The organism is Neorhizobium sp. CSC1952, assembly GCF_030378245.1.
Taxonomy (GTDB): Bacteria; Pseudomonadota; Alphaproteobacteria; order Rhizobiales; family Rhizobiaceae; genus Neorhizobium; species Neorhizobium oryzae_A.
Genome location: NZ_CP128416.1, coordinates 1454228 through 1480675 on the forward strand (window position 1 = coordinate 1454228; position 26448 = coordinate 1480675).

23 protein-coding genes and 1 tRNA gene are annotated in these 26448 nt (G+C 63.0%); 12 read left to right on the forward strand and 12 right to left on the reverse strand.

What is annotated here, in order from left to right; all coding sequences use genetic code 11:
* Nucleotides 1–278: 278 nt before the first annotated feature.
* The 4 genes from QTA58_RS07520 to QTA58_RS07535 all read left to right on the forward strand — a co-directional run bounded on the left by QTA58_RS07520 (nt 279) and on the right by QTA58_RS07535 (nt 4805).
* Nucleotides 279–902 (forward strand): ribonuclease D, encoded by a 624-nt coding sequence (locus tag QTA58_RS07520; RefSeq protein WP_085423320.1) that lies wholly within the window; start codon nt 279–281, stop codon nt 900–902.
* Nucleotides 902–1780, forward strand: coding sequence for a DUF817 domain-containing protein (locus tag QTA58_RS07525; RefSeq protein WP_289672284.1), 879 nt, complete (start codon nt 902–904; stop codon nt 1778–1780). The genes QTA58_RS07520 and QTA58_RS07525 overlap by 1 nt, the downstream gene beginning before the upstream one ends.
* Nucleotides 1781–1859: 79 nt before the next feature.
* Complete coding sequence (locus tag QTA58_RS07530; protein ID WP_289672286.1) at nt 1860–2912, forward strand: hypothetical protein; 1053 nt, start codon at nt 1860–1862, stop codon at nt 2910–2912.
* A 216-nt stretch (nt 2913–3128) separates the two neighbouring features.
* Nucleotides 3129–4805, forward strand: a complete 1677-nt coding sequence (locus tag QTA58_RS07535; RefSeq protein WP_289672287.1) for a hypothetical protein — start codon at nt 3129–3131, stop codon at nt 4803–4805.
* A 77-nt stretch (nt 4806–4882) separates the two neighbouring features.
* On the opposite strand, the gene rpsA is transcribed toward QTA58_RS07535, so the two are convergent.
* The 3 genes from rpsA to QTA58_RS07550 form a co-directional block, all read right to left on the reverse strand.
* Nucleotides 4883–6589 carry a 30S ribosomal protein S1 gene (gene rpsA / locus QTA58_RS07540; RefSeq protein WP_085421884.1) on the reverse strand — a complete coding sequence of 569 codons (1707 nt, stop codon included), beginning with the start codon at nt 6587–6589 and terminating at the stop codon, nt 4883–4885.
* Nucleotides 6590–6754: 165 nt separating this feature from the next.
* Entirely contained in the window at nt 6755–7384 is a 630-nt protein-coding gene (gene cmk, locus QTA58_RS07545) for a (d)CMP kinase (RefSeq protein ID WP_289673052.1), read from the reverse strand.
* A gap of 22 nt (nt 7385–7406) precedes the next feature.
* Nucleotides 7407–8048 (reverse strand): FMN-binding negative transcriptional regulator, encoded by a 642-nt coding sequence (locus QTA58_RS07550; protein ID WP_289672288.1) that lies wholly within the window; start codon nt 8046–8048, stop codon nt 7407–7409.
* A 204-nt stretch (nt 8049–8252) separates the two neighbouring features.
* Between QTA58_RS07550 and QTA58_RS07555 the strand changes: the two genes are divergently transcribed.
* Entirely contained in the window at nt 8253–8639 is a 387-nt protein-coding gene (locus QTA58_RS07555; RefSeq protein ID WP_085421881.1) for a TIGR02300 family protein, read from the forward strand.
* A 155-nt stretch (nt 8640–8794) separates the two neighbouring features.
* Nucleotides 8795–8870, forward strand: a tRNA-Ala gene (locus QTA58_RS07560).
* 49 nt (nt 8871–8919) lie between these two features.
* Here QTA58_RS07560 and QTA58_RS07565 read toward each other — a convergent pair.
* From QTA58_RS07565 to QTA58_RS07580, 4 genes are all read right to left on the reverse strand, one after another.
* Nucleotides 8920–9183, reverse strand: a complete 264-nt coding sequence (locus QTA58_RS07565) for a hypothetical protein (protein WP_289672289.1) — start codon at nt 9181–9183, stop codon at nt 8920–8922.
* A 78-nt stretch (nt 9184–9261) separates the two neighbouring features.
* Nucleotides 9262–10173, reverse strand: a complete 912-nt coding sequence (locus QTA58_RS07570; RefSeq protein ID WP_289672290.1) for a DMT family transporter — start codon at nt 10171–10173, stop codon at nt 9262–9264.
* Complete coding sequence (locus QTA58_RS07575) at nt 10170–12572, reverse strand: PIG-L family deacetylase (protein WP_289672291.1); 2403 nt, start codon at nt 12570–12572, stop codon at nt 10170–10172. Before QTA58_RS07575 ends, QTA58_RS07570 begins: the two co-directional genes overlap by 4 nt.
* A gap of 19 nt (nt 12573–12591) precedes the next feature.
* Nucleotides 12592–13818, reverse strand: a complete 1227-nt coding sequence (locus QTA58_RS07580; protein ID WP_289672292.1) for an ROK family protein — start codon at nt 13816–13818, stop codon at nt 12592–12594.
* A gap of 250 nt (nt 13819–14068) precedes the next feature.
* On the opposite strand from QTA58_RS07580, the gene QTA58_RS07585 reads away from it, so the two are divergent.
* The 6 genes from QTA58_RS07585 to QTA58_RS07610 are packed head-to-tail and all read left to right on the forward strand — an operon-like array spanning nt 14069 to nt 20604.
* Nucleotides 14069–15334 carry an extracellular solute-binding protein gene (locus QTA58_RS07585; RefSeq protein ID WP_289672293.1) on the forward strand — a complete coding sequence of 422 codons (1266 nt, stop codon included), beginning with the start codon at nt 14069–14071 and terminating at the stop codon, nt 15332–15334.
* A 28-nt stretch (nt 15335–15362) separates the two neighbouring features.
* On the forward strand, nt 15363–16304 hold the full coding sequence (locus QTA58_RS07590) for a sugar ABC transporter permease (RefSeq protein ID WP_085421877.1): 942 nt from the start codon (nt 15363–15365) through the stop codon (nt 16302–16304).
* Nucleotides 16301–17155: a carbohydrate ABC transporter permease gene (locus tag QTA58_RS07595; RefSeq protein ID WP_289672294.1), complete on the forward strand. Its 855-nt coding sequence runs from the start codon at nt 16301–16303 to the stop codon at nt 17153–17155. Before QTA58_RS07590 ends, QTA58_RS07595 begins: the two co-directional genes overlap by 4 nt.
* Nucleotides 17156–17159: 4 nt before the next feature.
* Nucleotides 17160–18668 (forward strand): argininosuccinate lyase, encoded by a 1509-nt coding sequence (gene argH, locus QTA58_RS07600; RefSeq protein ID WP_289672295.1) that lies wholly within the window; start codon nt 17160–17162, stop codon nt 18666–18668.
* A complete protein-coding gene (ugpC, locus tag QTA58_RS07605; protein WP_289672296.1) occupies nt 18668–19708 on the forward strand; it encodes a sn-glycerol-3-phosphate ABC transporter ATP-binding protein UgpC in 1041 nt (346 codons plus the stop codon). The genes argH and ugpC overlap by 1 nt, the downstream gene beginning before the upstream one ends.
* Nucleotides 19708–20604, forward strand: coding sequence for a PfkB family carbohydrate kinase (locus QTA58_RS07610; RefSeq protein WP_289673053.1), 897 nt, complete (start codon nt 19708–19710; stop codon nt 20602–20604). The genes ugpC and QTA58_RS07610 overlap by 1 nt, the downstream gene beginning before the upstream one ends.
* A 262-nt stretch (nt 20605–20866) precedes the next feature.
* Here QTA58_RS07610 and QTA58_RS07615 read toward each other — a convergent pair whose 3' ends face one another.
* The 5 genes from QTA58_RS07615 to QTA58_RS07635 all read right to left on the reverse strand — a co-directional run bounded on the left by QTA58_RS07615 (nt 20867) and on the right by QTA58_RS07635 (nt 26445).
* Nucleotides 20867–21868, reverse strand: a complete 1002-nt coding sequence (locus QTA58_RS07615) for an ABC transporter ATP-binding protein (protein ID WP_289672297.1) — start codon at nt 21866–21868, stop codon at nt 20867–20869.
* A gap of 23 nt (nt 21869–21891) precedes the next feature.
* Entirely contained in the window at nt 21892–22956 is a 1065-nt protein-coding gene (locus tag QTA58_RS07620) for a Gfo/Idh/MocA family oxidoreductase (RefSeq protein ID WP_289672298.1), read from the reverse strand.
* Nucleotides 22957–23185: 229 nt separating this feature from the next.
* Nucleotides 23186–24025, reverse strand: coding sequence for a carbohydrate ABC transporter permease (locus tag QTA58_RS07625; protein ID WP_289672299.1), 840 nt, complete (start codon nt 24023–24025; stop codon nt 23186–23188).
* A gap of 10 nt (nt 24026–24035) precedes the next feature.
* Nucleotides 24036–24986: a sugar ABC transporter permease gene (locus tag QTA58_RS07630; protein ID WP_085421869.1), complete on the reverse strand. Its 951-nt coding sequence runs from the start codon at nt 24984–24986 to the stop codon at nt 24036–24038.
* Between the two features lie 202 nt (nt 24987–25188).
* Nucleotides 25189–26445 (reverse strand): ABC transporter substrate-binding protein, encoded by a 1257-nt coding sequence (locus QTA58_RS07635; protein WP_289672300.1) that lies wholly within the window; start codon nt 26443–26445, stop codon nt 25189–25191.
* Between the last annotated feature and the right edge of the window lie 3 nt (nt 26446–26448).

A 26448-nucleotide genomic window follows, 5' to 3' on the forward strand; every position in this document is an offset into this window, starting at 1 on the left:
GAGGAGGAGGATGTTGTCGATCCGTATCAAACGACGCTGGGAGGAGGAGTGCGTCGTTCGATGGACAAACATATAGGCTAATCGATTAAGCGCGCCAATCCCCTCTGTTGCAATGCAGCAATGCGTCAGGCGCAGAGCTTGAGCAAATGCCCAAGGGTCAAACCGTCGCTCACCAATGCCCTTTTCGGCTTCCGTGGCGGGCGTTCCAAGATGACGGTATCCTTGACGAAGAACGTGGTCTATAGCGAATGCCGAAATATGGGCAGACGGAGACGGAGATGGCAGAGATTCGATATCACGAGGGCGATATTTCGGCGGCGGATGCAGCCCGCTACACGGGGGCGATCGCCATCGACACGGAGACTCTCGGCCTCGTGCCGCGCCGCGACCGCCTCTGCGTCGTGCAGCTTTCGCCGGGCGACGGCTCCGCCGACGTGATCCGGATCGCCGCCGGCCAGAAACAGGCGCCGAACCTCGTCGCCCTGCTTGCCGACCCCTCGCGTCAGAAGATCTTCCATTACGGCCGCTTCGACATCGCCGTCCTCTTTCATACGTTCGGCGTGACGACGACACCGGTCTTCTGCACGAAGATCGCCTCGCGGCTCGTCCGCACCTATACGGACCGTCACGGGCTCAAGGACAATCTGAAGGAACTGCTCGACATCGACGTCTCCAAGGCGCAGCAGCAATCCGACTGGGCCGCGGCGGTGCTTTCGCCGGCACAACTCGAATATGCGGCATCGGACGTGCTGTATCTGCATGCGCTGCGCGACAAGCTCAACGAGCGGCTGGTGCGCGACAACCGTCTCGAACTTGCCGAGGCCTGCTTCGATTTCCTGCCGACGCGCGCGAAGCTCGACCTGCTCGGCTGGGAAGAGGTGGACATCTTCGCCCATAGCTGATGGAACAGGGTCATCGGGAACGTCCGCCGGCACATGAGACGGGGCCCTATCTCGAGCCCCTGCGCCTCGCCGTCCGGGGCGCCTTGGCGCCGCTTCCCTGGTGGCTTTCCGAATTCATCCTGTTCGGTCTGAAGCAGGCCTGGGCCTGTTTGTTCGCGGCGATCATGCTCGCGCTGCTGATCGTCACCAAATTCGTCTGGCAGCCGGGCTGGCCGCTCCATCGCTACGACTTTCTGTTCGCCGCCGCGCTTGCGGTTCAGGCGCTTTTCCTGCGCTTCAAGATGGAAAGCCGGGAGGAGGCCAAGGTCATCCTTGTCTATCACGTCACCGGCACGGTGATGGAAATCTTCAAGGTCCACATGGGATCCTGGAGCTATCCGGAGCCGGCGATCTTCCAGATCGCCGGCGTGCCGCTGTTTTCCGGCTTCATGTATGCCTCGGTCGGCTCCTTCATGGCCCGCACCATCCGCATCTTCGACATGCGCTTTACCCATTATCCGCCCATGTGGCAGACTTGGCTTCTAGCGATCGCGATCTACGTCAATTTCTTCAGCCATCACTATCTGCCCGATCTGCGTTATCTTCTGTTCGCGGCAACGGTCATCGTCTTCCGGCGCGTCAGCATCCATTTCACCACAGACCGGACGACCCTCAGCATGCCGCTGGTCGCGGCAGCATTTCTTTCGTCGGTTTTCCTGTGGGTTGCGGAAAACATAGGCACGCTGACCGGCACCTGGCTCTATCCGACACAGAAGACCTGGCATGCGGTTTCGTTCGGCAAACTCGGTTCGTGGTATCTGCTGCTCTATGTCAGCTTCGTGCTGGTGACACTGGTCCTGAAGCCGCGGCCTCCTATTTCTCAGGGAGACAAGTCCTAATCTCCCGGTAATATTCCGTTAACCTTCGGAACCTATTTTTGCCCGAGGTATACCTCTCAACGAGACCGGATATCGGGCCATGTTGCTTCCCACCCAGCAGTCCTACGGGCTTGCCGCGACCAACGTGATGCAATCGATGCTCGACGGCATCGAGGAGCAGCGCAAGAAAGAGGAAGCCGAAAGATCCGGCAAGGAACGCGATCCGGTCAGCGAGGCGCGCATCAGCGCCAGCGAGGAAGCCAAGCGGGCCAAGGAAAAGATCACGTCCGCCCTCTTCGGCGTCAACCGCACCGATCCCAACGAGTTGAAGATCGAACTCATAGACCGTCTTGCCGCCAAACTCGGCATCGATACGGACGAGGCACGCTCTTCCTATCGGCTCGGCAGGGCGCTGGAAGACGCGTTGAAGGACATGGGGCCAGCCGGAGCAGCCAAGCTTGCGGAAGAACTCGGCCTCAAGGAGATCGGTGTCTCGATGGCGACGCTGCTGGCGGCGATCAAGAACCCTTATGGCGACGACAACCAGCGCCTGATGGAGGGCCTGAACAAGAAGGCCAACGGCGGCAAGCTCGGTACGGAAGTCGAGCGCGTGGTGCAGCGTCTCGAAGACGTCGCCGATCCCAAGACGCTCGAAGAGCTGAAACTCGGTCCCCAGGGTTACGATCCCACACGCGTCGAGGACGAGGAAACCCGCGCCGAGCGCCGGGAAGACATCGAAGCCGCAGAGGCGGGGAAGAAGCTCGAGGATGTCCAGAAGGTTCAGGACGTCATCGAGGAAAAGAACGAGCTGCCGGTGGGGGAGCCGGGCACGGAAGGCTCGGACACAGCGGCGCCGGTCGATGATGCCGCACTGCTGGCCATATTTGCCGCCGCGGCGGAACAGGTTGCCAATTCCGACACCGCCGAAGCAACGGAGAATCTTGCTTCTGATGAGGCTTCGATCGACGACAAGAGCACGGCATCCGCCGAGGCTCCGGTCGAAGGCGAGGCTCCGGCAAACGAATTCAATGCCCCGGCGATCGAAGAGCTCACTGCCGAGAAGGCGGTTGAAGGGGAAGAGGCCGATATCCTGCCGGTGCGCGTGGATGATATCGGCGTCTACGAGTTGCTGAAGAGGAAACTGGCTGCGTAGTCCTCCAAGCGCCCAAGTCTTCCGCCCACCTGCCCCGCCCGAGATCACTTTCCGCTAATATGTTAGCGAGGCATTAACCTTTTTACCTCAGGGTAGATGCTATCTATCGGCATGGGAACGCCATGAGGCGTTACGGTCGCAGCGCCGTTTCGTTGCGAAAACACAAATCGCTTAGCCGAACTGTCCCTATCGTCGCAATCAGATATGGAGCGTACGATGCTGCCTCCAGTTCGTGCCACGCTAAGTTCATTCGTCGATTATCAGACGCCGTCGCAGCAGCCCATGCCGCGGCAGCGGATCGATGTGGCCAACAGCGCGGTCACCGCGGAAACGATCACCTCCCCTTATCTGTCGGGCGGACGGCTGGACATTCTTTCGCTTTCGGCCCAGCTGCGGCTTGCGCAGGGCTTCTCCATTTTTGCGGAAACCATCGGCAAGCTGATCAAGCTCCCCCGCCGCGAAGGCGAGGCGCTGCTCGATTACGCGCAGCGTCTTTCGGAGGCGGTCAAGGCGATGAACCCGGCCGAAAGGGCCGCGCTCGAACGCATCCTCAACCAGCTCGTCAAGGGTGTCTCGCTGCGGCTGATGACGGACATCCTCAACAATCCGGCCGGACCGGATGCGGCGCGATTCGCGATGCGGATGGAAACCGCACAATTGCTCGACCCCCGCGATCTGGCCGCCAAGGCCGTCGTCAGCTCCTACCGCCAGAACGCCGGGGCCGAGCAGTCGGCCACCCCGCCACCGCGGCCGGCCAACAGTACCACGGCTCCATCCGGCCAACCCGCCGGAAACGGGACCCCGTCTTCGACGGCCGGGACCCAGGCGGCATTGCCGACCTCCGCAAACGGCACCTCTACCGCCGCAGGGCAAGCCGGAGACACCGGGCGAGCGGCCATTGCCGCCCCGGCGAACGATCCGGACATGCTTCCCGGAAAAACTGCTATGTCTGGGTTCAATGCCGGAACGGCAACCCTCGCAACGGCACCCCTCCCCTCCGCGGAAGAAAATACGCTGCATGCGGAGAACGGCTCGAAGACCGGAAGCTCCGGCGTGACGATGCAAGAGCAGGAAATCACGGCGGAGCTTGCCGAAAGCGGCCTGTCCGGTGGGACGGAAGGTTTGGCGGACGAAACGCCGGAGGCTCCATCCGTCACGCGACGTTTCGAAGGCGACGGGCGGAGAGCCACCCCTTCCGCTTCAGGCGACCGGCAGACATCCTCGCCTATCCTTTATGACGGCCCGGCGCTTGCCCGGCTTTCCCAGCGCGGCATCGAACGCGCAGTGCTTCACGGCGACAAGGCAGCGGCTGGTGCCATGACGGAATTGCTGGCGAAAGTGTTCGCCGAAGGCGCAGGCGAGCTCATGGAGCCGCTACCGGCCGCAGCAAGACCGTTGCCCGAGCAGCAGACGCTGGCGGAACTGCTGGACGGCGAATTGCCGGACACTGCCGCGCGGGCAAAGGAAGAGGCCGCCGGTGCCGTGGCCAGACCGGCCGCGCAGGCCGCCGCAGAGCCGGAGACTTCGGCTCCCTCTACTCGCACCGCCAGCGCACCGGCGAACCCGAACGGCCAGCCTGCCGGCACAGCGGAACTCAGCGAACAGCTCGCCCTCCCCTTGCCGCTGCCGCATGTCCTGCGCGAGGGCGTGCCCCTGCCTTACGTGGCCTATCCGCCCGAGGAACGCGAAAGGGATCCGGAAGAACGCAAGACGAAGGCGATCTCGGAAACCGACGAGGACGGCGAGCAGCAGCACTCCGGCCAGCAGGCATCCAGCGAGGATGGTTCGAACGAGGGCCCGAAGGAAGACGCCGGCGAGGAAGCCCCGGACGAAGAGGCCGGGGATGCAGGCCGGGCGAACGATCTCTATTGGCGCATGGCCGGCTGGACCTGACCCCACCCATCGGAAACGGCATGAAAAAACCGCCGGACTTTCGCCCGGCGGTTTTCTATTTTTCTGCGTAACGTCGATTACTCGGCGTTGTTGCGGTTCTTCAGAGCCGCACCGAGGATGTCGCCGAGCGAAGCGCCCGAGTCCGACGAACCGAACTGAGCGACGGCTTCCTTCTCTTCGGCGATCTCGAGAGCCTTGATCGACAGCATGACCTTGCGGTCCTTCTTGGAGAAGTTGACGACGCGGGCGTCGACGATCTGGCCGACCGAGAAACGCTCCGGACGCTGCTCGTCGCGGTCACGCGAGAGATCTGCGCGGCGGATGAAGGAGGTGATGTCCTCGTGGTTGACGAGCTTCACTTCGATACCGCCATCGTTGATCGCGATGACTTCAGCCGAAACAACCGCGTTCTTGCGAAGGTCGCCGGAAGCGGCAGCTTCACCGACCGAATCACGGCCGAGCTGCTTGATGCCGAGCGAGATGCGCTCTTTCTCGACGTCCACATCGAGAACGACAGCCTTGACGACGTCGCCCTTGTTGTATTCCTCGATGACCTGTTCGCCCGGACGGTTCCAGTCGAGATCGGAGAGGTGGACCATGCCGTCGACATCGCCTTCGAGGCCGATGAACAGGCCGAATTCGGTCTTGTTCTTGACTTCGCCTTCGACTTCAGTGCCGGCCGGGTGGCTGTAGGCGAATGCCTGCCACGGGTTTTCCAGCGTCTGCTTGAGGCCGAGCGAGATACGGCGCTTGGACGGATCGACTTCGAGAACGACGACATCGACTTCCTGGCTCGTGGACAGGATCTTGCCGGGATGTACGTTCTTCTTGGTCCAGGACATTTCGGAGATGTGGATCAGGCCTTCGATGCCCGGCTCCAGCTCGACGAACGCACCGTAGTCGGTGATGTTCGTGACGGTACCGGAAATCTTCTTGCCGACCGGGTACTTGGCCGAGATGCCATCCCACGGATCGGACTCGAGCTGCTTCATGCCGAGCGAGATGCGGTGGGTTTCCTGGTTGATGCGGATGATCTGAACCTTGACCTGCTGGCCGATGTTCAGGATTTCCGACGGATGGTTGACGCGGCGCCATGCCATGTCGGTGACGTGCAGCAGGCCGTCGATGCCGCCGAGGTCGACGAACGCACCGTAATCGGTGATGTTCTTGACGACGCCGTCAACAACCTGGCCTTCTTCGAGGTTCTGAACGATTTCAGAACGCTGCTCGGCGCGGGACTCTTCGAGAACCGTGCGGCGCGAAACGACGATGTTGCCGCGGCGCTTGTCCATCTTGAGGATTTCGAAGGGCTGCGGGTTGTGCATGAGCGGGGTGACGTCGCGGATCGGACGGATGTCGACCTGCGAACGCGGCAGGAAGGCGACGGCGCCGTCGAGATCGACGGTGAAGCCACCCTTGACCTGGTTGAAGATGACGCCTTCGACACGCTCGCCGGCCTCGAACTTGGCTTCGAGCTTGACCCAGCTTTCTTCGCGGCGAGCCTTCTCGCGCGAGAGAACCGCTTCGCCAAGCGCGTTTTCGATGCGCTCGACATAAACTTCGACTTCGTCGCCGACCTTCAGCGAACCGTCCTTGCCCTTGGCGCCGAATTCCTTCAGCGCGATGCGGCCTTCGACCTTGAGGCCGACGTCAACGACCGCAACATCCTTTTCGATCGCCGTCACGATGCCCTTGGCGACATAGCCTTCGGCGAGATCGGTCTTGGAAAAGGACTCTTCGAGGAGGGCTGCGAAGTCCTCCCGCGTGGGGTTAGATACTGCCATGAAATCTCCTAGAGTGCCCCTGGAGGCACGTGTTGCGCCGGTGGTTCGTGTTGTACACGCCTGAGCATCATGTCCGCCTCCCTGTTTTCTGGAGGCAAATCCGGCGCGGGGACAGAGCGTCAGGCTATTCTTCGAAGACGAAGCCGGCTTCAGCCGGCCACATCGTCAATCTTTCTTCAAGGCGGCGTCGATGATCGTCTTCGCAGCCTGAAACGCGGCCTCTATACTCATTTCCGAGGTATCAAGCAAGTGCGCATCCTCCGCAGGCCTGAGCGGGCTGTCGGCGCGGCCCATGTCGCGCTCATCGCGCTTCTTCACGTCGGCGAAGATCGCCGCGTAATCAGCCGCCTCGCCCCCGGCGACGATTTCGTCGTAGCGGCGCCTCGCCCTCACCTCGGGCGAGGCGGTGACGTAGAGCTTGACCCGCGCATCGGGACAGACGACCGTGCCGATGTCCCGGCCATCCAGCACCGTTCCCGGCTTCTTCCTCGAAAAAGCGCGTTGCGCCTCCACCAAGGCCCGGCGCACGAGCGGCATGACGGCGATCTTCGATGCCGCCTCGCCAATGGCGTGGCTCGACAATATGTCGCGATCGAGACCCGCCAGTTCAATCCCCCTGGCCATTTTTTCGGCGACCCTCTCGTCGTCCAGCGGCAGGCCCGCATCGATCAGCGCCTTGGCGGTGGCGCGGTAGGTGAGCCCCGTATCGAGATGATGGAAGCCATATTCCTCGGCGATCCGGCGGGAAAGCGTGCCCTTGCCGGCGGCGGCTGGTCCGTCGATGGCGATGATCATTGCAGGCGTCAATTTCTCAAACTCAAGTGTTGCGCATGGCGCCGTAGCGGCGGACAAGTTCCGCCATATGTCCTTGTCCGGGCATTTCATCAAGTCCCGCCGCGACACCTTCGCGATCTCCGGCCGGACGGTTCTGACTGACCTTCCATTTGCCTTCGATCTCGGCGATCTCGATCTCGACGCCGACAATGCCCTTCAGCTGGGCGCGGATGAAATCCTCCGGCGCGTCGCCGACCGCCCAGGGCGCAGCGCGGCTGCCCTCATGCTGGCTGGTGATGGCATCGATCTGCGCGAGCAGCCAGTCGGCATCCTCGATAATGCGTGCAGGTCCCCGCGCCTGCACGATCGCGTAATTCCAGGTCGGCACGACTTTTCCGGTCTCGCGCTTCGTCTGATACCAGGAGGGCGTGACGTAGGAATCCGCGCCCTGAAAGACGGCAAGCACAGACGCGCCGTCGCGGATGTCCTTCCATTGACCGTTGGCACGGGCGAGATGCAGCCTCAGCGTGCCCTTTCCGGAAACCGCAGAATCCAGATGGAAGGGCACCGGATTGGCAAGCAGCCCAGAATTGCCGGCGGTGACCAGGAGACCGAGCGGATGAGCACGGATCAGCGCATGCTGGGTGCCGAGATCCTCTTCCCGGAAATGCGGCGGCTGGTACATGGGCGGCTCCTTCGATCGTCACCTGCGGTGCTTACCACAAAGCCGGCCAGCGATCACCCGCAGAGCCTTGATGAAAGCGATGAAAGTTTGCCTTTGACATCAAGAGGCGCAGGCCTTATGGGGACCGGCTTAGATTTTTCACCCGACAAAGCCGCAATAAAGCGGCATGCCGATCTATTCGGCCATCCTCATGAGGCTCTGACTGTGGCAAAAGCGGAACTCGGAACCAAGCGCACCGACCCCGATACCGGCAAGAAATTCTACGACCTGAACCGCGATCCGGTCGTTTCCCCCTATACCGGCAAATCCTGGCCGCTTTCCTTCTTCGAAGAGAACAGCGCGGCCGTGAAGATGGAACAGGCCGAGGAGGAAGACGTCCAGGAAGTCGATACCGAAAACCAGGAAGTCGAACTCGTCTCGCTGGAAGAAGGCGATGAGGCTTCGGGCAGCGACGATCTGCCGGATATGGGCGACGACGACGTCGATCTCGGCGACGATGACGACGATACGTTCCTCGAAGCCGACGAGGACGACGAGGACGACGACATGTCCGGCATCATCGGCGTGACCGGCGACGACGACGAAGTCTGATCGATTTCAAGAGTAAGGCCCGGCAATTCCATAAAAATTGCCGGGCAGAGAAATTTCGGCTTGCACTCTCCGAAAACCGGAAGTAATAAGCCGCCACTCCGCAAGGCACAGCGCCGCGGAGCTTCCCAGGACCGGAAATACCGGACCACCCTGATGGGGCTATAGCTCAGCTGGGAGAGCGCTTGCATGGCATGCAAGAGGTCAGCGGTTCGATCCCGCTTAGCTCCACCAAACCTTCTCTTCGAATGGATATGCAGAACCCCGGGAAGCGGGGATCGAGTTATCGCATGATCGGGCCGGAATGCAGACGGGCCGCCAGCCCGCGAGCGACCCGGCCGTGGCGCGATCCGGCGGAACGCGCCCGAGGCCGCGCCTTGTATGCTGCCTTCCGTTCCGGTTCGGTGGGCGATGCGCATGCCAGCTCGTTGACTGCCACCTCTTCGAGATAGTGCTGCCGATGCGCTTTGGCCATCTGCCGGATGACGACCGTGAAAACGGCGCTCAGAGCCGCGATGCATGCCAGAATGAAGACCAGAGCGACCATATGCGCCTCCTCATTCATCCGTAACGCCGAGAACGGCGGAAAGTTCGAGAATTCCGCCCGATTCCCGTTCACATCGGTTCACATCGCCTTGCCCGTCATGCGGCCGCGGCGCCGCTCGAGCCAGGCCGCTCCCTGCAACGAGGCGAGAATGACGATCACCCCGATGACGACGCGGACTTCCGGCACCTCGTCGAAAAAGACATAGCCGACAACCGTCACGAAAACGATCGAGAGATAGCCGACAGGCGCGAGCACGCTGGCATCGGCGATGCGATAGGCACGCAGGAAGCAATATTGCCCAAGCTGGGCAAGGAAGCCGATGCCGAGAAGCGGTATCCAGTCGAAAGGCACGACCGGCTGCCAGGTGAAGGCTGCGGGAATCGCGGTGATGACCGCGAGCCCGACGGTATAGAAGACCATCATCACGGTGGTGTTCTCGTCCCTCAGGGCGCGCGTCTGGATGATCGCAAGCGAGCCGAAGACCACCGAAACCAGGACGACCAGCACCTCGACATCGAAGCTCTCGGTTCCCGGCGCCATGACGATCAGCACGCCGGCAAAGGCCATTGCCGCGCCGAGCCAGCGGATGCGGCTCACCGTCTCTCCCAGCATGGCAACCGCCATGGCCATAGTGATCAGCGGCCGGGAAAAGCCGACCGCATTGACCATGGCGAGCGGCAGCATGGTGATGGCCAGAAAGTTGCTCGTGAGCGCGATCGCATTGCAGGAGATGCGGAAGATATTGCGCCAGGGATGCTTGATGCGCGTCATCTCCGCCCGATGGTGCCAGATGAGCGGCAGGATGAAGAGCAACCCGATCATCGCCCGGATGAAGACGAGCTGGAAGGCGGGATAGGTCGCCCCTTGCGCCTTGACGAGCGCCGTCATGCCGCCGGAGACGAGCGTCATGTCGAGAAGCAGCCAGCCGATACCGATGCGGGCATTGGAGGTCCGCTCGCTTTCCGCTTCTGGCGCTGCCTGCGTGCTCACGCCGGCTGCACGAGATTGGCCATCAGCCGGAAGGCGCCGGGCACGAGCTTGTCGAGCTGATGGTGCAGTACGAGGCTGGTATGGGTGTGGCGGCCCCTGCCGATCGCGCCGGAGACAAGCGCGCCCTTGAGCGGCTGTTCGTTCGGATCGTGCATGGCGAGCAGCGGCTCGTAGACATCATCCCAGCGGGAGGCGAAATAGAGGCCCCGCTCCTTGTCCCAACCCTGCCAGTCTTCGGGCCCGATGACGTTGGGACCCTGCAGCAGAACATGATCGGGCGAAAGCACGGTGACCTCGGCTTTCGGATCGGTAACGCGCCAGCGCAGCGACGGCGAGCCGATCTCGATGCGGCGCACCGGCGTCTCGCCCGGATTCCAGCCGTCGCTCGGGCGGTGATAGAGAGTGACGAGATGGCCGCCCTCCTCGACGAAACGGTGCAGGCGCCCGGTCGCCGCGGCGAGATCCTTGCGGATGCCGAAGGCGAAGATGCCGACGACGATCGTGGTGAACTGCGACAGGTCGCCGCTCAACGCCTGCGCGTCGAGCTCGGTCACGTCGAGACCCATGCGCGCCAGCCACATGCCGACCCGATCTGCACCGCCGCCGACATAACCGACGCGGGCGCCTTCCGGCAGGTTCAGATCGAGTGACAGGACTTTGAGCGCAGCCGGGGCGCGGAAACCGGCGCGGCCGATATGCCGATAGACGATCGGCGTAACCTGGAACGCCGGGCGGCCGTCGATCTGCGGCTCGATCTCGGCCAAGCCGGGCTTTGCGGCGTCGGTCGGCGAGGCGGTCCAGCCGCCGTCCGTCTTTTTCATCACCCAGCCGGCCGGCGTCTTGAAGGAAAGGGGCGCATCGACGCCCGAAATGCTGGCCTTGATCGGCCATTCGGCCCGTTTCGTGCCGAGCGGAACCACCAGCGCATCCGGCAGCAGCGTGAGCGACTGGGCAGGCGCCACCGCAAACGGCTCTTCCAGGTCGAAAGCGCCGGTCACCATGCGGCCGCCGATCTCTGCGGACACTTTCACACAGGCATGCCCATTGCCGCCGAGCGCCGACCAGGCCGGCAGATAGAGACCGGAAAGCGGCGCGGCGCGTGCTGCGGTCAATGTGAAGACACGCTCGTCACCATGCGACCGGGGCGAAGCGGATATGCCAGCCGGCAGGACCGGGGTGACATCGACCTTGCGGCCCTTGGCACCGTCGCCGAGTTCGACCGTCATCTCCGAGACGGAGCCCGGCGAAATGGTCGAGGGATCAACGTAAGCGCGCTCGAAAATGGCGGCGGCATCCAGGATTGCGGCATCCACTTCCACCTGTTTGCGGGCGATCCGGTGGCCGTGCAGGGTTTTGAATTCTTCCGGGGCGGACGACACCGCAACGTCCAGCCAGCCCGCCGCTTCGGTCAGCGCCTTCATGATTGCGTCGCGATCCGGGAAAGCCGCGATTGCCACGGCGATCGCCGCATCGGCGGAACGGAGGGCCTCCGCCACATTGGCGGGCAAGCCGGGAAGACCGGCAAGCACGGCGAACGATGCAGGCAGGTCTTCGAGGACGGACTGTTCCGCCTTCGAGCCGGCCGCAGAGAGTTTCAGGTGCAGTGGCCAGGCCGTGTCCGGCCGCTTCGGCCAATGGCCCATGCCCTGCGAGGCGTGGTAATAACGCGACCACTCGCCGATACGGTCGTAATCGGCACCCGTTGCCGGTTCACGGCCCTCGGCAACGACGGTAACCGTCGTATCCGGCGGCGGCACTTCGTCGTCATAGGTATCGCCGCCGCCCGACCAGGCCGGCAGGTAGTATTTGGCGACCTTCCAGGGCTTCAGGCCTTCGGCGAGATGTTCGGGGTAGGCATTGGGGTCGGCTGCGAGTGCAATCGCCGTTTCGGCGGCACGGGTCATGGCGCGGTGATGGCCGTGCTGACCCGGCACATCGAGGAAGGTCGGGATGACGATATCCGGCCGTTCCATGCGATAGGCGCGCACCAGGCGCTCAACGATACGGGCCTCGCCCCAGCGGGTGAAGGTCGCGTCGCCATCCTTGGAGAAGCCGAAGTCATGTACCGGATCGGCCGGGCCGTGGCCCAGCCAGCAGACATCGCCATCGATGGCGCGGGCCGCCTCTTCCAGCTCGCGGGAGCGCAACACACCGAGCGGGCCGAGCCGCTCGGGCCCAAGCGCATTCTGACCACCCTCGCCCCGCGTGGAGCAGGCGATGACGACCCGCATGCCGAGGCCCAGGCGGAACCAGGCGAGCATGCCGTTCTGCTCGTCGTCCGGATGGGCGCCGGTGTTCATCATCGTGACCGTCGATTTCAGCCGCGAAAGCTTGCGATGAAGCCGGACGAGCGAGGGATCGGACATCTGCCGTTCGATGCGTTCGCGGGCGGTCAGCATGAAATCTCTCCTCAATATGTCATGCGGGAATATCGGCGAGCCCCGCCAGCGAGGTTTCGAGCTTGGGGGTCACCATGTCGAACAGCGGAAGGGCGGCGGCGCCGAGGGCGGCGGTCAGCTGCCCGGTCTGACCGCGCAGGACGCGCGGCAGGTCGCGCTGACGGCGGCTCGCGACCGAGGTCGGCAAATTGCCCATGCGGGCGATGACGTCATCCATGATGGCGTCCGGAAGCGCGCCGCCGAGGATTACCGTCTGCGGATCGAGTATGTTTTCGAGCATCGCGACCATGGGGCCGAGATAGGTGGCGGCTTCGTCGATCCACTCCTCGACGACCGGATGCTCCGCCCGGTGCAGCCTTTCGAGATCGGCGAATTCGCATTCCGGAATGCCGGCGCAGCCGAGCTTCTCCTTCAGCACATAGACCGAGGCATACCCTTCCAGACAGCCGAGCTGGCCGCAGGAGGGACACGGCCGCCCTTTCGGCACGACGGTGACATGGCCGATCTCCCCGGCATTGCCGAAAGCGCCGCGATAGGGCGCCCCGTCCTGAATGATGCCCAAACCGATGCCGACGCCGAAATAGATCATGCAGAAATTGGAGATCGCCAGGCCCGCGCCGAACAGGCGCTCGCCGACGGCCGCCGCCGTCGCGTCGTTCTCCACGACGACCGTGTGGCCGCAGGCTTCGCTGAGCGCCTGGGCGGCATCGATGCCGGCCCAGCCGGGCAGCGTGGTGGGGCCGACCGACGTCATGCCGTCGATCTCGAAAGGGCCCGGCATGACGACGCCGGTGCCGAGCAGTTTCGACCCCACGCTCTTTCTGACGGTCGAAAGCTCCGAGGTGAAGGATGCAAGAATATGCCGGGGCGTCGTATCCTTGAGGGAGGTGATCCGCTTCGCCCTCAGCCTTCCGGAGAGATCGAGCGCGACCGTAACCATATGGTCGGCGGCGATCTCGACGCCGATGGTCGCGCCGCCTTCGGGATTGACGGCAAACTGGATGGGCGGCTGGCCGCGACCGGAGCGCAGGCGCCCCATCTCCATCAGCAACCCCTCGCCGACCAGTTCATCGACGATATTGGCGACGGCCTGGGGGGTGAGCTGGGTCAGCTTGGCAATATGGGCACGGCCCAGCGAGCCGTGCCGTCGCACCACGTCTAGCACGACGCGCCGGTTGTGATCGCGGCTTCGTTCGGGATTCTTCCCGATGGCCACCGGGTGCGTGCCGATCGTCTGTATCGTCATGTCGCCGACTTCCAGTTTCGGGAATTCATAACGCCGGAAAACGGTTTCCCGCAATAGAATAATTCAAGTAAATTATCTTATTGACAAACGAGCGCCGTCAGGGAACCGTAAGAGACAGGACTGGGGCAAAAGGGGCCGCAGTGCTCGGACGGAAGGCTACCTTCCGGAAATCAATAAACGCATCGACCGCGACATGCGGACGGATGCAGGGAACAATCAGACCCCAAGACCGGCTGACCCGGCGGGGCAAATGGAGGCTCACATGCGCAAGGCAACCTTGTTGGCCGGTCTCGTCGCCGGCTTCAGCACATTCGCATTCAATGCCGCACAGGCGGTCGAGATCGAATACTGGCAATATGTCTTCGAAACGCGCGTGAAGGCGATGGACCAGCTCATCGCCGAGTTCCAGAAGGCCAATCCCGACATCACCGTCAAGCAGGTCACCTTTCCCTATGCCGATTACCAGACCCGCGTGATCGCGGCCAACATGGCCGGCAACGGCCCTGACGTCCTGCAGCTTTTCTACGGCTGGCTCGACAAGTTCGCGGCCGGCGGCCTGCTGCAGCCGATGCCGACCGACGCCTTCCCGCATGACAAGATCGAAAGCGAATTCTTCCCGATCGTCTCCGCCATGAAGCGCGGCGACGACTATTATGGGCTGCCGACGGCTGTGCGCTCGCTCGCCCTCTTCTACAACAAGAAGCTCTTCACCGAAGCCGGCCTCGATCCGAACAATCCGCCGAAGACGCTCGACGAATATGTCGCGGCAGCCGAGAAGATCGCCAAGCACGACGCATCCGGCAATCTCACCGTCGCGGGCTCCACGCTCGACATGGGCGGCCAGGACCATCAATGGTGGCGCGAAGTGCTGATCCGCCAGTTCGGCGGCACTCCCTACACCGACAACGACACCAAAGTCGCCTATGACAGCGAGGCCGGCATCAAGGCCCTGAAGTTCTATACCAGCCTGCAGCTCGAGAAGAAGATTGGCGCCGCCGGCTTCATGGACGAAGGCCAGGCTGCCTTCCGCGGCGGCAAGGCGGGCATGACGATCGACGGCACCTTCCGCCTCGGCGCGTTCGGCTCGATCAAGGATTTCGAATGGGGCGTGACGGAGCTGCCGGCCAACAATGAGGGCGTGCGCTCCAACTATGCCAGCTACTTCGCCAACGGCATCAGCGCCAAGACGACCGGCGAGGAGCTGGAAGCCTCCAAGAAGTTCCTGGCCTATCTGACCTCCCCGGAGGCCATGGCGATCTGGCTGAAGACGGTCGGCGAACTGCCGGCGCGCCGGTCCGCAGCTCTCACGGAGGCCAATCTCAAGGACCCGATCTACGGACCGTTCCTCAAGGGCCTGGAATACGCCCATACCACGCTCTTCCTGGACGAAGCCGCCCAGCGCCAGAACGCGATCGACATGGCAAACCGCGTGCTGCTCGAGGGCCAGTCCGTCGAGGACTCCATCAAGCAGGCCGCGGAGGCCGAGCAGGAAATCATCGACGCGGCCAAGCCGTAATCCGACTCCATCTTTGACGGGGCCGGCCATGGCAACGATTGAACAGCAGGGGGCGGCGGCAGGCCGCCCCGGCGGATCCTTCGGGGACCGCCTTTCCATGCGGACGAAACGGCTCCTCTGGGTCTGGGGTTTCCTGGCGCTGCCGATCCTCTTCTACACGGTGATCCGCTTCTATCCGACAGCGCAAGCCTTCTGGCTGTCCTTCACCAACTGGGACCTGCTGCGTCCGGCGAAATTCATCGGCATCGCCAACTATGCCAAGCTGTTCAAGGATCCGCAATTCTGGAAGGTGTTCAAGAACACCTTCACCTACCTGATCGTCGGCACGCCGATCAGCCTCGTCGTCGCCTTCACGATCGCCTTCTATCTCGACCGCGTGCGTTTCATGCACGGCTTCATCCGGGCGCTCTATTTCCTGCCCTATCTCACGACCGCCGCGGCCATGGCCTGGGTCTGGCGCTGGTTCTACCAGCCGCCGCCAATCGGCGTCATCAACGACGTCTTCGGCATGATCGGCATTCCTCAGCAGCCTTTCATCCGCTCGGTCGACCAGGCGCTCTATTCGATCATGGTGACGGCGATTTGGGCCGGGCTGGGCTTCCAGATCATCATCTTCATGGCGGGACTTCGCGCCATCCCGACCACTTTCTACGAGGCCGCGCGAATCGACGGTCTCGGCGAATGGGCGATCCTTCGCAAGATCACCCTGCCGCTCCTGAAACCCACCACCGTCTTCCTCGTGGTCTTCTCGTCGATCGGCTTCCTGCGCATCTTCGACCAGGTCTACAACATGACCACCAACGATCCCGGCGGCCCGCTCGGCTCGACCAAGCCGCTGGTGCTGATGATCTACCAGACCGCGTTCAACTCCTATGCCATGGGTTACGCCGCGGCGCAGACCGTGGTGCTCTTCACCATCCTGCTGATCGTCTCGCTGCTGCAGCTCTGGATCCTGAGGGAAAAGAAATGAGCGACGCCGCAACTCTCTCCCCTCCGCTCTACAGGGCCAATATCCGCCCCGGCCGGATCGTCGTCTGGACATTGCTTCTGATCGGCGGGCTGATCATGGTCTCGCCGCTCGCCTTCATGTTCTCGACCTCGCTGAAGACCGCAGATCAGGTCTACGATCTCAGACTCATTCCGGCCGCGCCGACGCTCGCCAACTATATCGCCGTATTGGCAGACGGGCGTTTCATGCGCTGGTTCTTCAACTCGATGCTGGTCGCGGTCATCGTCACCCTGTCGAACTGCTTCTTCGACAGTCTCGTCGGCTACACGCTCGCCAAGTTCGAGTTCCGCGGCCGCTACTTCATCTTCCTGGCGATCCTCTCCACCCTGATGATCCCGACCGAGATGCTCGTCATCCCGTGGTACCTCATGTCGAGCCAGCTCGGGTGGCTGGACAGCTACTGGGGCATCATGTTCCCCGGCATGATGACGGCCTTCGGCACCTTCCTGATGAAGCAGTTCTTCGAGACCGTGCCGAACGACTTCATCGAGGCGGCCCGCGTCGACGGCCTCAACGAGTTCCAGATCTGGTGGAAGGTGGCGCTGCCGCTGGTGACGCCCGCCCTTTCGGCGCTCGCGATCTTCACCTTCCTCGGCAACTGGACGGCCTTCTTCTGGCCGCTCATCGTCACCACAAGCAAGGAACTCTATACGCTGCCGGTCGGGCTTTCGAGCTTCGCCGTCGAACAGTCCATCCAGTGGGAGATGATCATGACCGGGGCGGCCATCGCGACCATTCCCACGCTTCTCGTCTTCATCGTCCTGCAGCGCTACATCGTCCGCGGCGTGATGCTGGCGGGCCTGAAAGGATAATGCCATGGCGGACCCGCGCCTTTCCGACACCAGCAAGTTCCCCGATCCGGTCTACAAGGAGACGGTTCTCCGACCTCTCTTCGACGGCGCCAAGAGCCACCATGTCGACGGCTTCCGCAGGATCGACCGCGCCCATCTCGTCATGCTGGTGGAGACGGGTATCCTCGACAAGGACCTGGCTGGGAAGATCGCCAACGCCCTCGAGGCCATCGACAGGGAAATCGATCCTTCGACGCTCGTCTATACCGGCGAGGTGGAAGACTTCTTCTTCCTGATCGAGAAGGAGCTGAAGGCCCGGATCGGCGTCGATATCGCCGGGCGCCTCCACACTGCCCGCTCGCGCAACGACATCGACCACACACTCTTCAAATTGAGTTTGAAGGAGAAGATCGACACGCTGATGGAGAAGGCCCGCAAGTTGCTGGCCGCGATGATCGACGCCGCCGAGCGGCAGAAATCGACGCTGATCGTCGCCTATACGCACGGTCAGCCGGCCCAGCCGACCACGTTCGGCCATTACCTCTCGGCGGCGATCGAAGTGCTGATCCGCGACATCGAACGCTTTGCCGAAGCGCGGAAGATCGTCGACCTGTCACCCATGGGGGCGGCGGCGATCACCACGTCCGGCTTTCCGATCGATCGCGCCCGTGTCGCGAAACTGCTCGGCTTTTCCGCGCCGCTTCGCAACTCCTACTCCTGTATCGCGGCGGTCGACTACACGACCTCCACCTATTCGGCAATCGAACTGATGTTCCTGCATCTCGGCCGGCTGATCCAGGATTTCCAGTTCTGGACGAGTTTCGAAGTCGGGCAGATCTACGTGCCGAACGCGCTGGTGCAGATCTCCTCCATCATGCCGCAGAAGCGCAATCCCGTGCCGATCGAGCACCTGCGCCATCTCGCCAGCCAGACATTCGGCCGGGCGCGAACCGTGCTCGACGTGATGCACAATACGCCCTTCACCGATATGAACGACAGCGAGGGCGAGACCCAGGGCATGGGCTACGAGGCCTTCGCCTCGGCGTCGCGCGTGCTCGATCTGCTCGCCGCCCTGATCGGCCAGATCAGCATCGATCCGGAGCGTGTCGACCAGAACATCCGACGCTCCTGCATCACCATCACCGAACTCGCCGACTCGCTGGTGCGCATCGAGGGGCTTTCCTTCCGCGAGGCGCATGAGATCGCCGCCGCGACCGCGAAAAGCGTGGTTGCCGCCAAGGGCAGCCTGACGGACGACGGTTACGAGCCCTTCCTCAAGGCCTTCGAGCATCTGACCGGCCGCAAGCCATCCGTCGATCCCGCGAAATTCAGGGAAATCGTCTCGCCGGAGCATTTCGTCGCCGTGCGCGGCCGGTTCGGCGGTCCGGCGCCGGAACCGATGCAAGAGGCACTCGCCGCCTATCGCGAAAAACTCACCGCGTTCGAGGCAGAGGCGAAGAAGGCGGCTGATCACGAAGCCGCCGCCGCTGCCGAACTGGAAGAGAAATTCACCGCTCTCGTGGGAGCCCGCTGATGGCGACGATCGAACTGGAAAAAATCGTAAAGCGCTACGGCAAGGTCGAAGCGGTCAAAGGCATCGACCTTTCGATCGCCGACGGGGAATTCGTCGTCTTCGTCGGCCCGTCGGGTTGCGGCAAATCGACGACGCTCAGGATGATCGCGGGGCTGGAGGAGATCTCCGGCGGGACGCTGAAGATCGGAGACGCGGTCGTCAACGAGCGCGAGCCGAAGCAGCGCAATATCGCCATGGTGTTCCAGAACTACGCGATCTATCCGCATATGACGGTGCGCCAGAACATCGGTTTCGGGCTCTACACGTCGAAGCTCGGCAAGGCCGAGAAGGACAAAAGGATCGAGGAGGCCGGCAAGATCCTCGGCCTCGAAGCCCTGCTCGACCGCCGGCCGGCCGCTCTTTCCGGCGGCCAGCGACAGCGCGTCGCGATCGGCCGCGCCATGGTGCGCGACCCTGCCGCCTTCCTGTTCGACGAGCCGCTTTCGAACCTGGATGCCCAGCTCCGCTCCCAGATGCGCATCGAGATCAAGCGCCTGCACCAGCGGCTGAAGACTACGATCGTCTACGTCACCCACGACCAGATCGAGGCCATGACCATGGCCGACCGGATCGTCGTCATGAAGGACGGCAATATCCTGCAGGTCGGCACACCTTCCGAGCTTTACGAGAGCCCGGTCGACGTGTTCACCGCCCGCTTCATCGGTAGCCCGTCGATGAACCTCGTGCGGGGCAGGCGCAACGGCTCCGGTGTGGATATGGCGGCGGCCGGCGACATCCTGATCGGCGTCCGGCCGCACGACCTCGTCGCCCATCCGAATGCGGCAAACGGCAGCGGCTTCGGCTTCAAGGGGACGGTGACCGCCGTCGAGCCGCTGGGACCGGAAACGCTGGTGCATCTTGAAGCCGGCGAGACATCTGTTATTGCCACGGCGCGGGAGAAATTCATCCCTGCTGTCGGCAGCGAGCTCGCCTGCGAAGCCGCACCCGGCAGCCTTTACCTCTTCGACGCCAGCACAGAGAAGTTTCTGGGCCGTTCATGATGATGCATGCCGAGACAAGATCCGCGGTGCTCAGCATCGGGCGGGTCTATTGCGACCTTATTTTCACGGGCCTCGACCACCTGCCGGTGCTCGGGCGCGAGCTCTTTGCGAGCGGCATGGAGATAGCTGCCGGCGGCGGCGCCTTCATCGCGGCTGCCCATCTCGCCCATGCCGGCCGCAAGGTGGCGCTTGCCGCACGGCTCGGAACGGATTCGCTTTCGGCCGGCGTCGAGACCCAGATCCGGGAAAGCGGCGTCGACCTGCGCTTCGTCGAACATGCCGAGGATGCGGGACCGCAGATCACCGTGGCTGCCGTCGTCGGCCAGGATCGCGCCTTCCTCACCCGCCGCGCCGGACCGGCTCTTCCCGCGACGCTGGAGAACGCTCTCGATTGGGAAGAGCTGCGGCACCTACACATCGCCGAATATGCGACGCTGCACGAAATCCCGGACCTCGTTTCCCGCGCCAAGGAAAAGGGTCTCACCGTCTCGCTCGATCCGAGCTGGGATGCGACGCTGATCTACGACCGCGGCCTCCTGCGGGCCTGCGAGGGCGTCGACCTCTTCCTGCCGAACCTCGAGGAGGCGGAGGCGATTACCGGTTCGGCCGATCCGCAGGTGGCGATCCGAAAACTGTCGCTCGCCTTTCCGCTCGTCGTCGTGAAAGGCGGCGCGAAGGGCGCCTGGACCATGTCGAACGGAAGGATGCTGCATGCGCCGGCCGAGACCGTGCCGGTCGTCGATACGACCGGCGCCGGTGACGCCTTCAACGCCGGCTTCATCCACGCATGGCTGAACGGCAATTCCGAAGAGGCTTGCCTGAGAGCGGGCATCCGCTTCGGCAGTCTGGCGGTGCAGGCAGCCGGCGGCGCCAAGCTGCTGACGACAGGGGACTAGAGCGTTTCTTTGTTAGATTGAAACATTCTGCCGGAGCAGGTTTTCGTTGGCAAAGGCGATTGGCGAAGGGCATACCCCTTGGTACGTCCGAGCCGATCGCCTTTGCCAACGGAAAGATGCCCGGCCCTGCGGGTTGGCTGAAACGGGCCGCCTGATCGACCGGCTGGCTCGGCCGTAAGGCGGGGCTACGACCTGCGCCAGCCGGCCGACCATCCGACTCCGTTTGAGCCAACAGAATGCTTCAATCGAACAAGGAAACGCTCTAGGCAATCGCCCGGTCGCCGGCGTCGAAACGGCGCTGGCTCGCCTTGTCGGGCGTGGCGAAAACCACGTCGTCCGGCTTGTAGGCGTGTTCGCCGAACAGGCGGACGGTCAGCAGGCCGGTGGCTTCCGTTTCCAGATAGACGATCGTGTCGGCGCCGAGATGTTCCACATGAATCACCTTGCCCTTCCAGTCGCCGCTTTCGCGTGAGAGGGCAATGTGTTCCGGGCGAATGCCGATCGTCTTTGCTTCGGTGTCGCCCAGCTTCCCGGCCGGAATGAAGTTCATCTGGGGCGAGCCGATGAAACCTGCAACGAAAATATTAGCCGGCTTATTATAGAGATCCATCGGTGAGCCGATCTGTTCGATCGCACCGGCATTCAGCACGACGATCTTGTCGGCCAGCGTCATCGCCTCGACCTGATCGTGGGTGACGTAGATCATCGTCGCCTTCAGGCGGCGGTGCAGGCCGGCGATCTCCAGGCGCGTCTGGACCCGCAGTGCCGCGTCGAGATTAGACAGCGGCTCGTCGAACAGGAAAAGTTTTGGTTCGCGCACGATGGCGCGGCCGATCGCGACGCGCTGACGCTGGCCACCGGACAATTCGGCAGGACGGCGGGCGAGATAGGGATCCAGCGCCAGCATGGCGGATGCCTTGGCGACCCTCCTGTCGATCTCGGCCTTTTCGGTGCCGGCCTGTTTAAGGCCGAGGCCCATATTGTCCTTCACCGTCAGATGCGGATAGAGCGCGTAGGACTGGAAGACCATGGCGATGCCGCGCTTGGCAGGCGGCACGGCCGCCACTTCCTGGCCGTCGATGCGGATACTGCCGGAAGTCGCGTCCTCCAGGCCGGCGATGACGCGCAGCAGCGTGGACTTGCCGCAGCCGGAGGGACCGACGAAGATCACGAACTCGCCGTCCTTCACGTCCAGGTCGATGCCCTTCAGCACCTCATGCGTGCCGAAGGCCTTGCGGATGGATTTCAGTTGCAGGGAACCCAAGGGCGTTTTCCTTCAGAGACGGCTTACAGGCGTACGGGCTTGCCGGTGCGCACGCTCTCATCCGCCGCGAGGCAGATGCGCAGCGACTGCACGGCGTCGTCCATGTGCCGGGTGAGATCGATATCTTCGCGAATGGCCTTCAGCACATAGGCCTGTTCGAGATCGCAGAGCTTCTGGTGGTCCGGCTCGCCGGACATGGACAGATCCTCGTCCGGCCGGAGAAACAAGCCATCGGGGCCGGTTTCGGCCGAGTGGACCCGGATCACGGACGTCTTCGTATGCGTGTCGATGTCGTCGGATTTCGCTTTGGCGTCGACGAGGATCGAGACCGAGCCCCTGGGCGACATGACGTCCTTCACGAAGAAGGCCATTTCCGACATCATCGGCCCCCAGCCGGCCTCGTACCAGCCGACCGAACCGTCCTCGAACAGGACCTGCATGTGGCCGTAATTGTACATGTCCGGCGCGATCTCGTCGGTCATCCTGAGGCCCATGCCGCGCACCTCGACGGCCCTGGCGTCGGTGATCTGGCACCAGACGTCGACATAGTGCACGCCGCAATCGACGATCGGCGGCGTCGTCCGCATCAGCGCCTTGTGGACGTCCCATTTGTCGCCGGAGGACTGCTGGTTGAGGTTCATGCGGAAGACATAGGGCGGGCCGAGCTTGCGGGCTTCGGCGATCAGCCGCATCCAGGAGGGATGGTGGCGGAGGATATAACCGACCACCAGCTTGCGGCCGTGCCGCTTCGCAGCCGCCACGACACGTTCCGCATCCGCCACCGTTGTGGCGAGAGGTTTTTCCACGAAAACATTGCAACCGGCCTCCAAGGCCATGACGGCATAATCCGCGTGGCTGTCGGAATAGGTGTTGATCGAGCAGAGATCCGGCTTCGTTTCACGCAATGCCTGCTCGAAATCGGTAAAAAGTGGATAGGCGTCGAGTTCGGACGGCAGACCGCGTTTCGAGCGATTGACTAGGGCGGCGATCTCAAAGCCCGGATTGTTGTGATAGGCGACGGCGTGGCTGCGGCCCATATTGCCGAGGCCGGCGACCAGGACGCGGATGGGGTTTGCGGAGGAGCTCATATGCTAGTCCTTTGGTAAGAGGCGGCGTGCCAGGCAGCCCCCTCATCCGACCCTTCGGGCCACCTTCTCCCCGCCGGGGAGAAGGTGATTTGCCGCGCCGTTGCTATTCCCTCCTCTCCCCTTGGGGGTCCGGAGGATGGGACGGGGCCGTCGACCCGTCCCCGGTAGGTAGCCGAGCAAAGCGGAGGCCGGGTGAGGGGGTGTGCCATTTCCTCAAACAGTAGAGCCGTCACTTCACCGCCCCCGACGTAATGCCGCGGATCAGCTGCCGCGAGAAGATGACGTAGAGCACCATCACGGGCAGGATGGCGAGCGAGAGGGCCGAGAGCACTGCATTCCAGTTGGTGACGAACTGGCCGATGAACATCTGGGCGCCCAATGTCACCGTCTTGGTGTCTTCGCCGGGCGCCAGGATCAGCGGGAACCAGAGGTCGTTCCAGATCGGGATCATGGTGAAGACCGCGACCGTCGCCATGGCGGGACGCACCAGCGGCAGGACGAGGCGGAAGAAGATCGCATATTCGGACAGCCCGTCGATGCGGCCGGCATTCTTCAGGTCGTCGGAAACGGTGCGCATGAATTCCGACAGGATGAAGATCGCCAGCGGCAGGCCTTGCGCGGTATAGACCAGGATCAGCGAGGTCAGCGTGTTGACGAGGCCGGCAGCCACCATGCCCTGCAGGATCGCCACCGTGCCGAGGCGGATCGGGATCATGATGCCGAGCGCCAGATAAAGCCCCATCAGCGTGTTGCCGCGGAAACGGTATTCGGAGAGCGCGAAAGCCGCCATGGCGCCGGTGAGCAGGACGAGAGCGATAGAGGCCACGGTGACGATCAGGCTGTTCTGGAAATAGCCGACGAAATCACCCTGGTTCAGTACCGTCTCGTAACCGACAAGGCTGAAGGTCGAGGGCGTCGGCAAAGCCATCGGCTCGCGGAAGATCGCGTTGCGGCTCTTGAACGAGTTGACCAGCGTCAGGAAGACCGGAAAGAGCGCCACGAGCGTATAGGCGATCAGCGCCAGATGGATGAGCGCGGTGCGCAGAGGGGCGGAGCGGGCTTTCGACATGTCCGTCTCCTCAGAACTGGTAGCGGCGCATACGCCGCTGAATGACAAAGAGATAGAGCGAGACGCCGGCGAGGATGATGAGGAACATCACCGCCGCGATGGTGGCGCCCATGGATCGGTCGCCCATCTGGTTCTGGAAACCAAAGAAGGTGCGGTAGAGGAGCGTGCCGAGAATATCCGTCGAGCCATTCGGGCCGGCCAGCGCGCCCTGCACCGTGTAGATCAGGTCGAAGGCGTTGAAATTGCCGACGAAGGTCAGGACCGAGACGATGCCGATCGACGGAAGGATCAACGGCAGCTTGATCTTCCAAAACTGGCTCCAGCCGGTGATGCCGTCGCATTCCGCCGCCTCCAGCACCTCGTCCGGGATGTTCAGGAGCGCCGCGTAGATCAGCATCATCGGGATGCCGACATATTGCCAGACGGAGATCAGCGAAACCGTCACCAACGCCGTGTCCGGCCGGCCGAGCCAGGGCGAGAATGCCCATTTCAACCCCACCCAGTCCATCAGGCCCGGCGCGATGCCCCAGATCGGCGAGAGGATGAGCTTCCAGATGAAGCCGACGATGACGAAGGAGAGCAGCGTCGGCACGAAGATCGCCGAACGGTAGAAGGCGGCGAAGCGCAGGTTCGGCACCGACAGCATGGCGGCAATCGCGATGCCGATCGGGTTCTGCACCAGCATATGGATGACGAAGAAGACGACGTTGTTGCCGAGCGCGTTCCAGAAATCGGCGGACAGGCGCGGATCGCTGAACAGGACCTTGAAATTGTTGAAGCCCACGAAGGAAAGCTGGCCCTCGACCATGTTGAAGAGCGAAAGCCTGAGCGTCTCGATCAGCGGCAGGATCATCACCGCCGTATAGACGAGGAAAGCGGGCGCCAGGAAGACGAGGATATGCCAGCGGGCGGGGCGTTTCACCGGAGCGATCTCGGTCTCTGTCATGTCGGTATCGCTCATGGCGCTGGTTCCGGTGATTGCTTGATAGCGACTTTGCGACGATGGCCCCTCATCCGGCCGCCGCCACCTTCTCCCCGTCTCGACGGGGAGAAGGGATATGCAGCGCCGTCTCCGTGCTCCCAAGGGCATGGTGGGGCAAGTCCCCTCTCCCCGCAAGCGGGGAGAGGGTTAGGGTGAAGGGCAATCTTCGAGATGGAACGGCTCACTTCGCCGGCTTGTACCAGCTGTCGAGGCCCTTCTGGGTTTCTGCCGCAGCCTGTTCCGGGGTTTCCGTGCCGTTGATGACGTTGGCCGAGACACGCCACATTTCGAGGTCGAGGTTCGGCTGGCCGCGGCCGACGATGGCCGCACTCGGGCGGATCGTCGTCTTGCAGTTCTCACGCCAGGAGACGAATTCCTGGGCGAGTTCGTCATTCATCTTCACCGCCGTCGAGTTCAGGCTGAAGAAGCCCGGCAGAGCGTTGGCATAGAGCTCGGCGAATTCCGGCGAGGCGACCCAGGCGAGGAATTTCTTCGCCGCTTCCGGGTTCTTGCCCTTGGCGTTGAGGCCGAGGCCGATGTCGTTATGATCGGAGATGTAGCAGGCGTCGCCCGCCTTCTTCACCGGGGGCGGGAAGGCGCCCATTTCGAAATCGGCCTGCGCCTTGAACGGCGCGATTTCCCATGAGCCGGCCGGATAGATCGCTGCACGCCCAAGCGTGAAGAGGTTCTGGCTGTCCGGATAGGTCTGGGCCTCGAAACCGTCGCCGAGATAGGGCTTCCACTTGGCGAGCGTCGCGTAGGGCTCGACCCATTGCGGATCGGTCAGCTTCTCGGTGCCGGCGATCAGGGCCTTGCGGCCGTCCTCGCCCTTCCAGTAGTTCGGGCCGATGTTGTAGTAGCCCATCGTGGCCGCTTCCCACTGGTCCTTGGTGCCCATGGCGAGCGGAATGTAATTGCCGTCCTGCTTGAACTTCTCGAGTACGGCGAAGAACTCGTCCTCGGTCTTCGGCACCTCGACGCCGACGTCCTCGAAGGCCTTCTTGTTGTAGATGAAGCCGTGGATGACAGAGGCCATCGGCACGCAGAACGTGGTCTTGCCGTCGTCGGTGGTCCAGGCGGACTTGGCGACGTCGGAGAAGTTCTCGATGCCGGGCAGGTCGTTCAGCGAAGCGAGCTGGCCCTTCTGGAACATGGCGAGCGACAGGTCGAACGGACGGCAGGTGATGAGGTCGCCCGCCGTGCCTGCTTCCAGCTTGGCGTTGACGGCGGAGTTGTATTCCGTCGGCGCCATCGGAGCGAAGGTCACCTTGATGCCCGGGTTCTTCGCTTCGAAGGCCGGAATGATCTTCTCCTGCCAGATCGGCAGGTCGTCGTTGCGCCAGCTCTCGATGGTGAGCTGGGCGTCCTGCCCGAGCGCCATGCCCGCAGGCGCGAGCACGGTCGTGGCAAAAAGCATGCCTTTCAAGATGCGGGTCATGAT

Coding starts and splice junctions, on each gene's coding strand:
- cmk (WP_289673052.1), bottom strand. CDS start 7,384: ATGATCATCGCCATCGACGGACCAGCCGCCGCCGGCAAGGGCACGCTT.
- QTA58_RS07585 (WP_289672293.1), top strand. CDS start 14,069: ATGGAGGCTCACATGCGCAAGGCAACCTTGTTGGCCGGTCTCGTCGCC.
- rpsA (WP_085421884.1), bottom strand. CDS start 6,589: ATGGCAGTATCTAACCCCACGCGGGAGGACTTCGCAGCCCTCCTCGAA.
- QTA58_RS07575 (WP_289672291.1), bottom strand. CDS start 12,572: ATGCTGACCGCCCGCGAACGCATCGAACGGCAGATGTCCGATCCCTCG.
- QTA58_RS07520 (WP_085423320.1), top strand. CDS start 279: ATGGCAGAGATTCGATATCACGAGGGCGATATTTCGGCGGCGGATGCA.
- QTA58_RS07565 (WP_289672289.1), bottom strand. CDS start 9,183: ATGGTCGCTCTGGTCTTCATTCTGGCATGCATCGCGGCTCTGAGCGCC.
- QTA58_RS07550 (WP_289672288.1), bottom strand. CDS start 8,048: ATGTACCAGCCGCCGCATTTCCGGGAAGAGGATCTCGGCACCCAGCAT.
- QTA58_RS07620 (WP_289672298.1), bottom strand. CDS start 22,956: ATGAGCTCCTCCGCAAACCCCATCCGCGTCCTGGTCGCCGGCCTCGGC.
- ugpC (WP_289672296.1), top strand. CDS start 18,668: ATGGCGACGATCGAACTGGAAAAAATCGTAAAGCGCTACGGCAAGGTC.
- QTA58_RS07535 (WP_289672287.1), top strand. CDS start 3,129: ATGCTGCCTCCAGTTCGTGCCACGCTAAGTTCATTCGTCGATTATCAG.
- argH (WP_289672295.1), top strand. CDS start 17,160: ATGGCGGACCCGCGCCTTTCCGACACCAGCAAGTTCCCCGATCCGGTC.
- QTA58_RS07580 (WP_289672292.1), bottom strand. CDS start 13,818: ATGACGATACAGACGATCGGCACGCACCCGGTGGCCATCGGGAAGAAT.
- QTA58_RS07595 (WP_289672294.1), top strand. CDS start 16,301: ATGAGCGACGCCGCAACTCTCTCCCCTCCGCTCTACAGGGCCAATATC.
- QTA58_RS07590 (WP_085421877.1), top strand. CDS start 15,363: ATGGCAACGATTGAACAGCAGGGGGCGGCGGCAGGCCGCCCCGGCGGA.
- QTA58_RS07635 (WP_289672300.1), bottom strand. CDS start 26,445: ATGACCCGCATCTTGAAAGGCATGCTTTTTGCCACGACCGTGCTCGCG.
- QTA58_RS07625 (WP_289672299.1), bottom strand. CDS start 24,025: ATGTCGAAAGCCCGCTCCGCCCCTCTGCGCACCGCGCTCATCCATCTG.
- QTA58_RS07610 (WP_289673053.1), top strand. CDS start 19,708: ATGATGCATGCCGAGACAAGATCCGCGGTGCTCAGCATCGGGCGGGTC.
- QTA58_RS07530 (WP_289672286.1), top strand. CDS start 1,860: ATGTTGCTTCCCACCCAGCAGTCCTACGGGCTTGCCGCGACCAACGTG.
- QTA58_RS07525 (WP_289672284.1), top strand. CDS start 902: ATGGAACAGGGTCATCGGGAACGTCCGCCGGCACATGAGACGGGGCCC.
- QTA58_RS07630 (WP_085421869.1), bottom strand. CDS start 24,986: ATGAGCGATACCGACATGACAGAGACCGAGATCGCTCCGGTGAAACGC.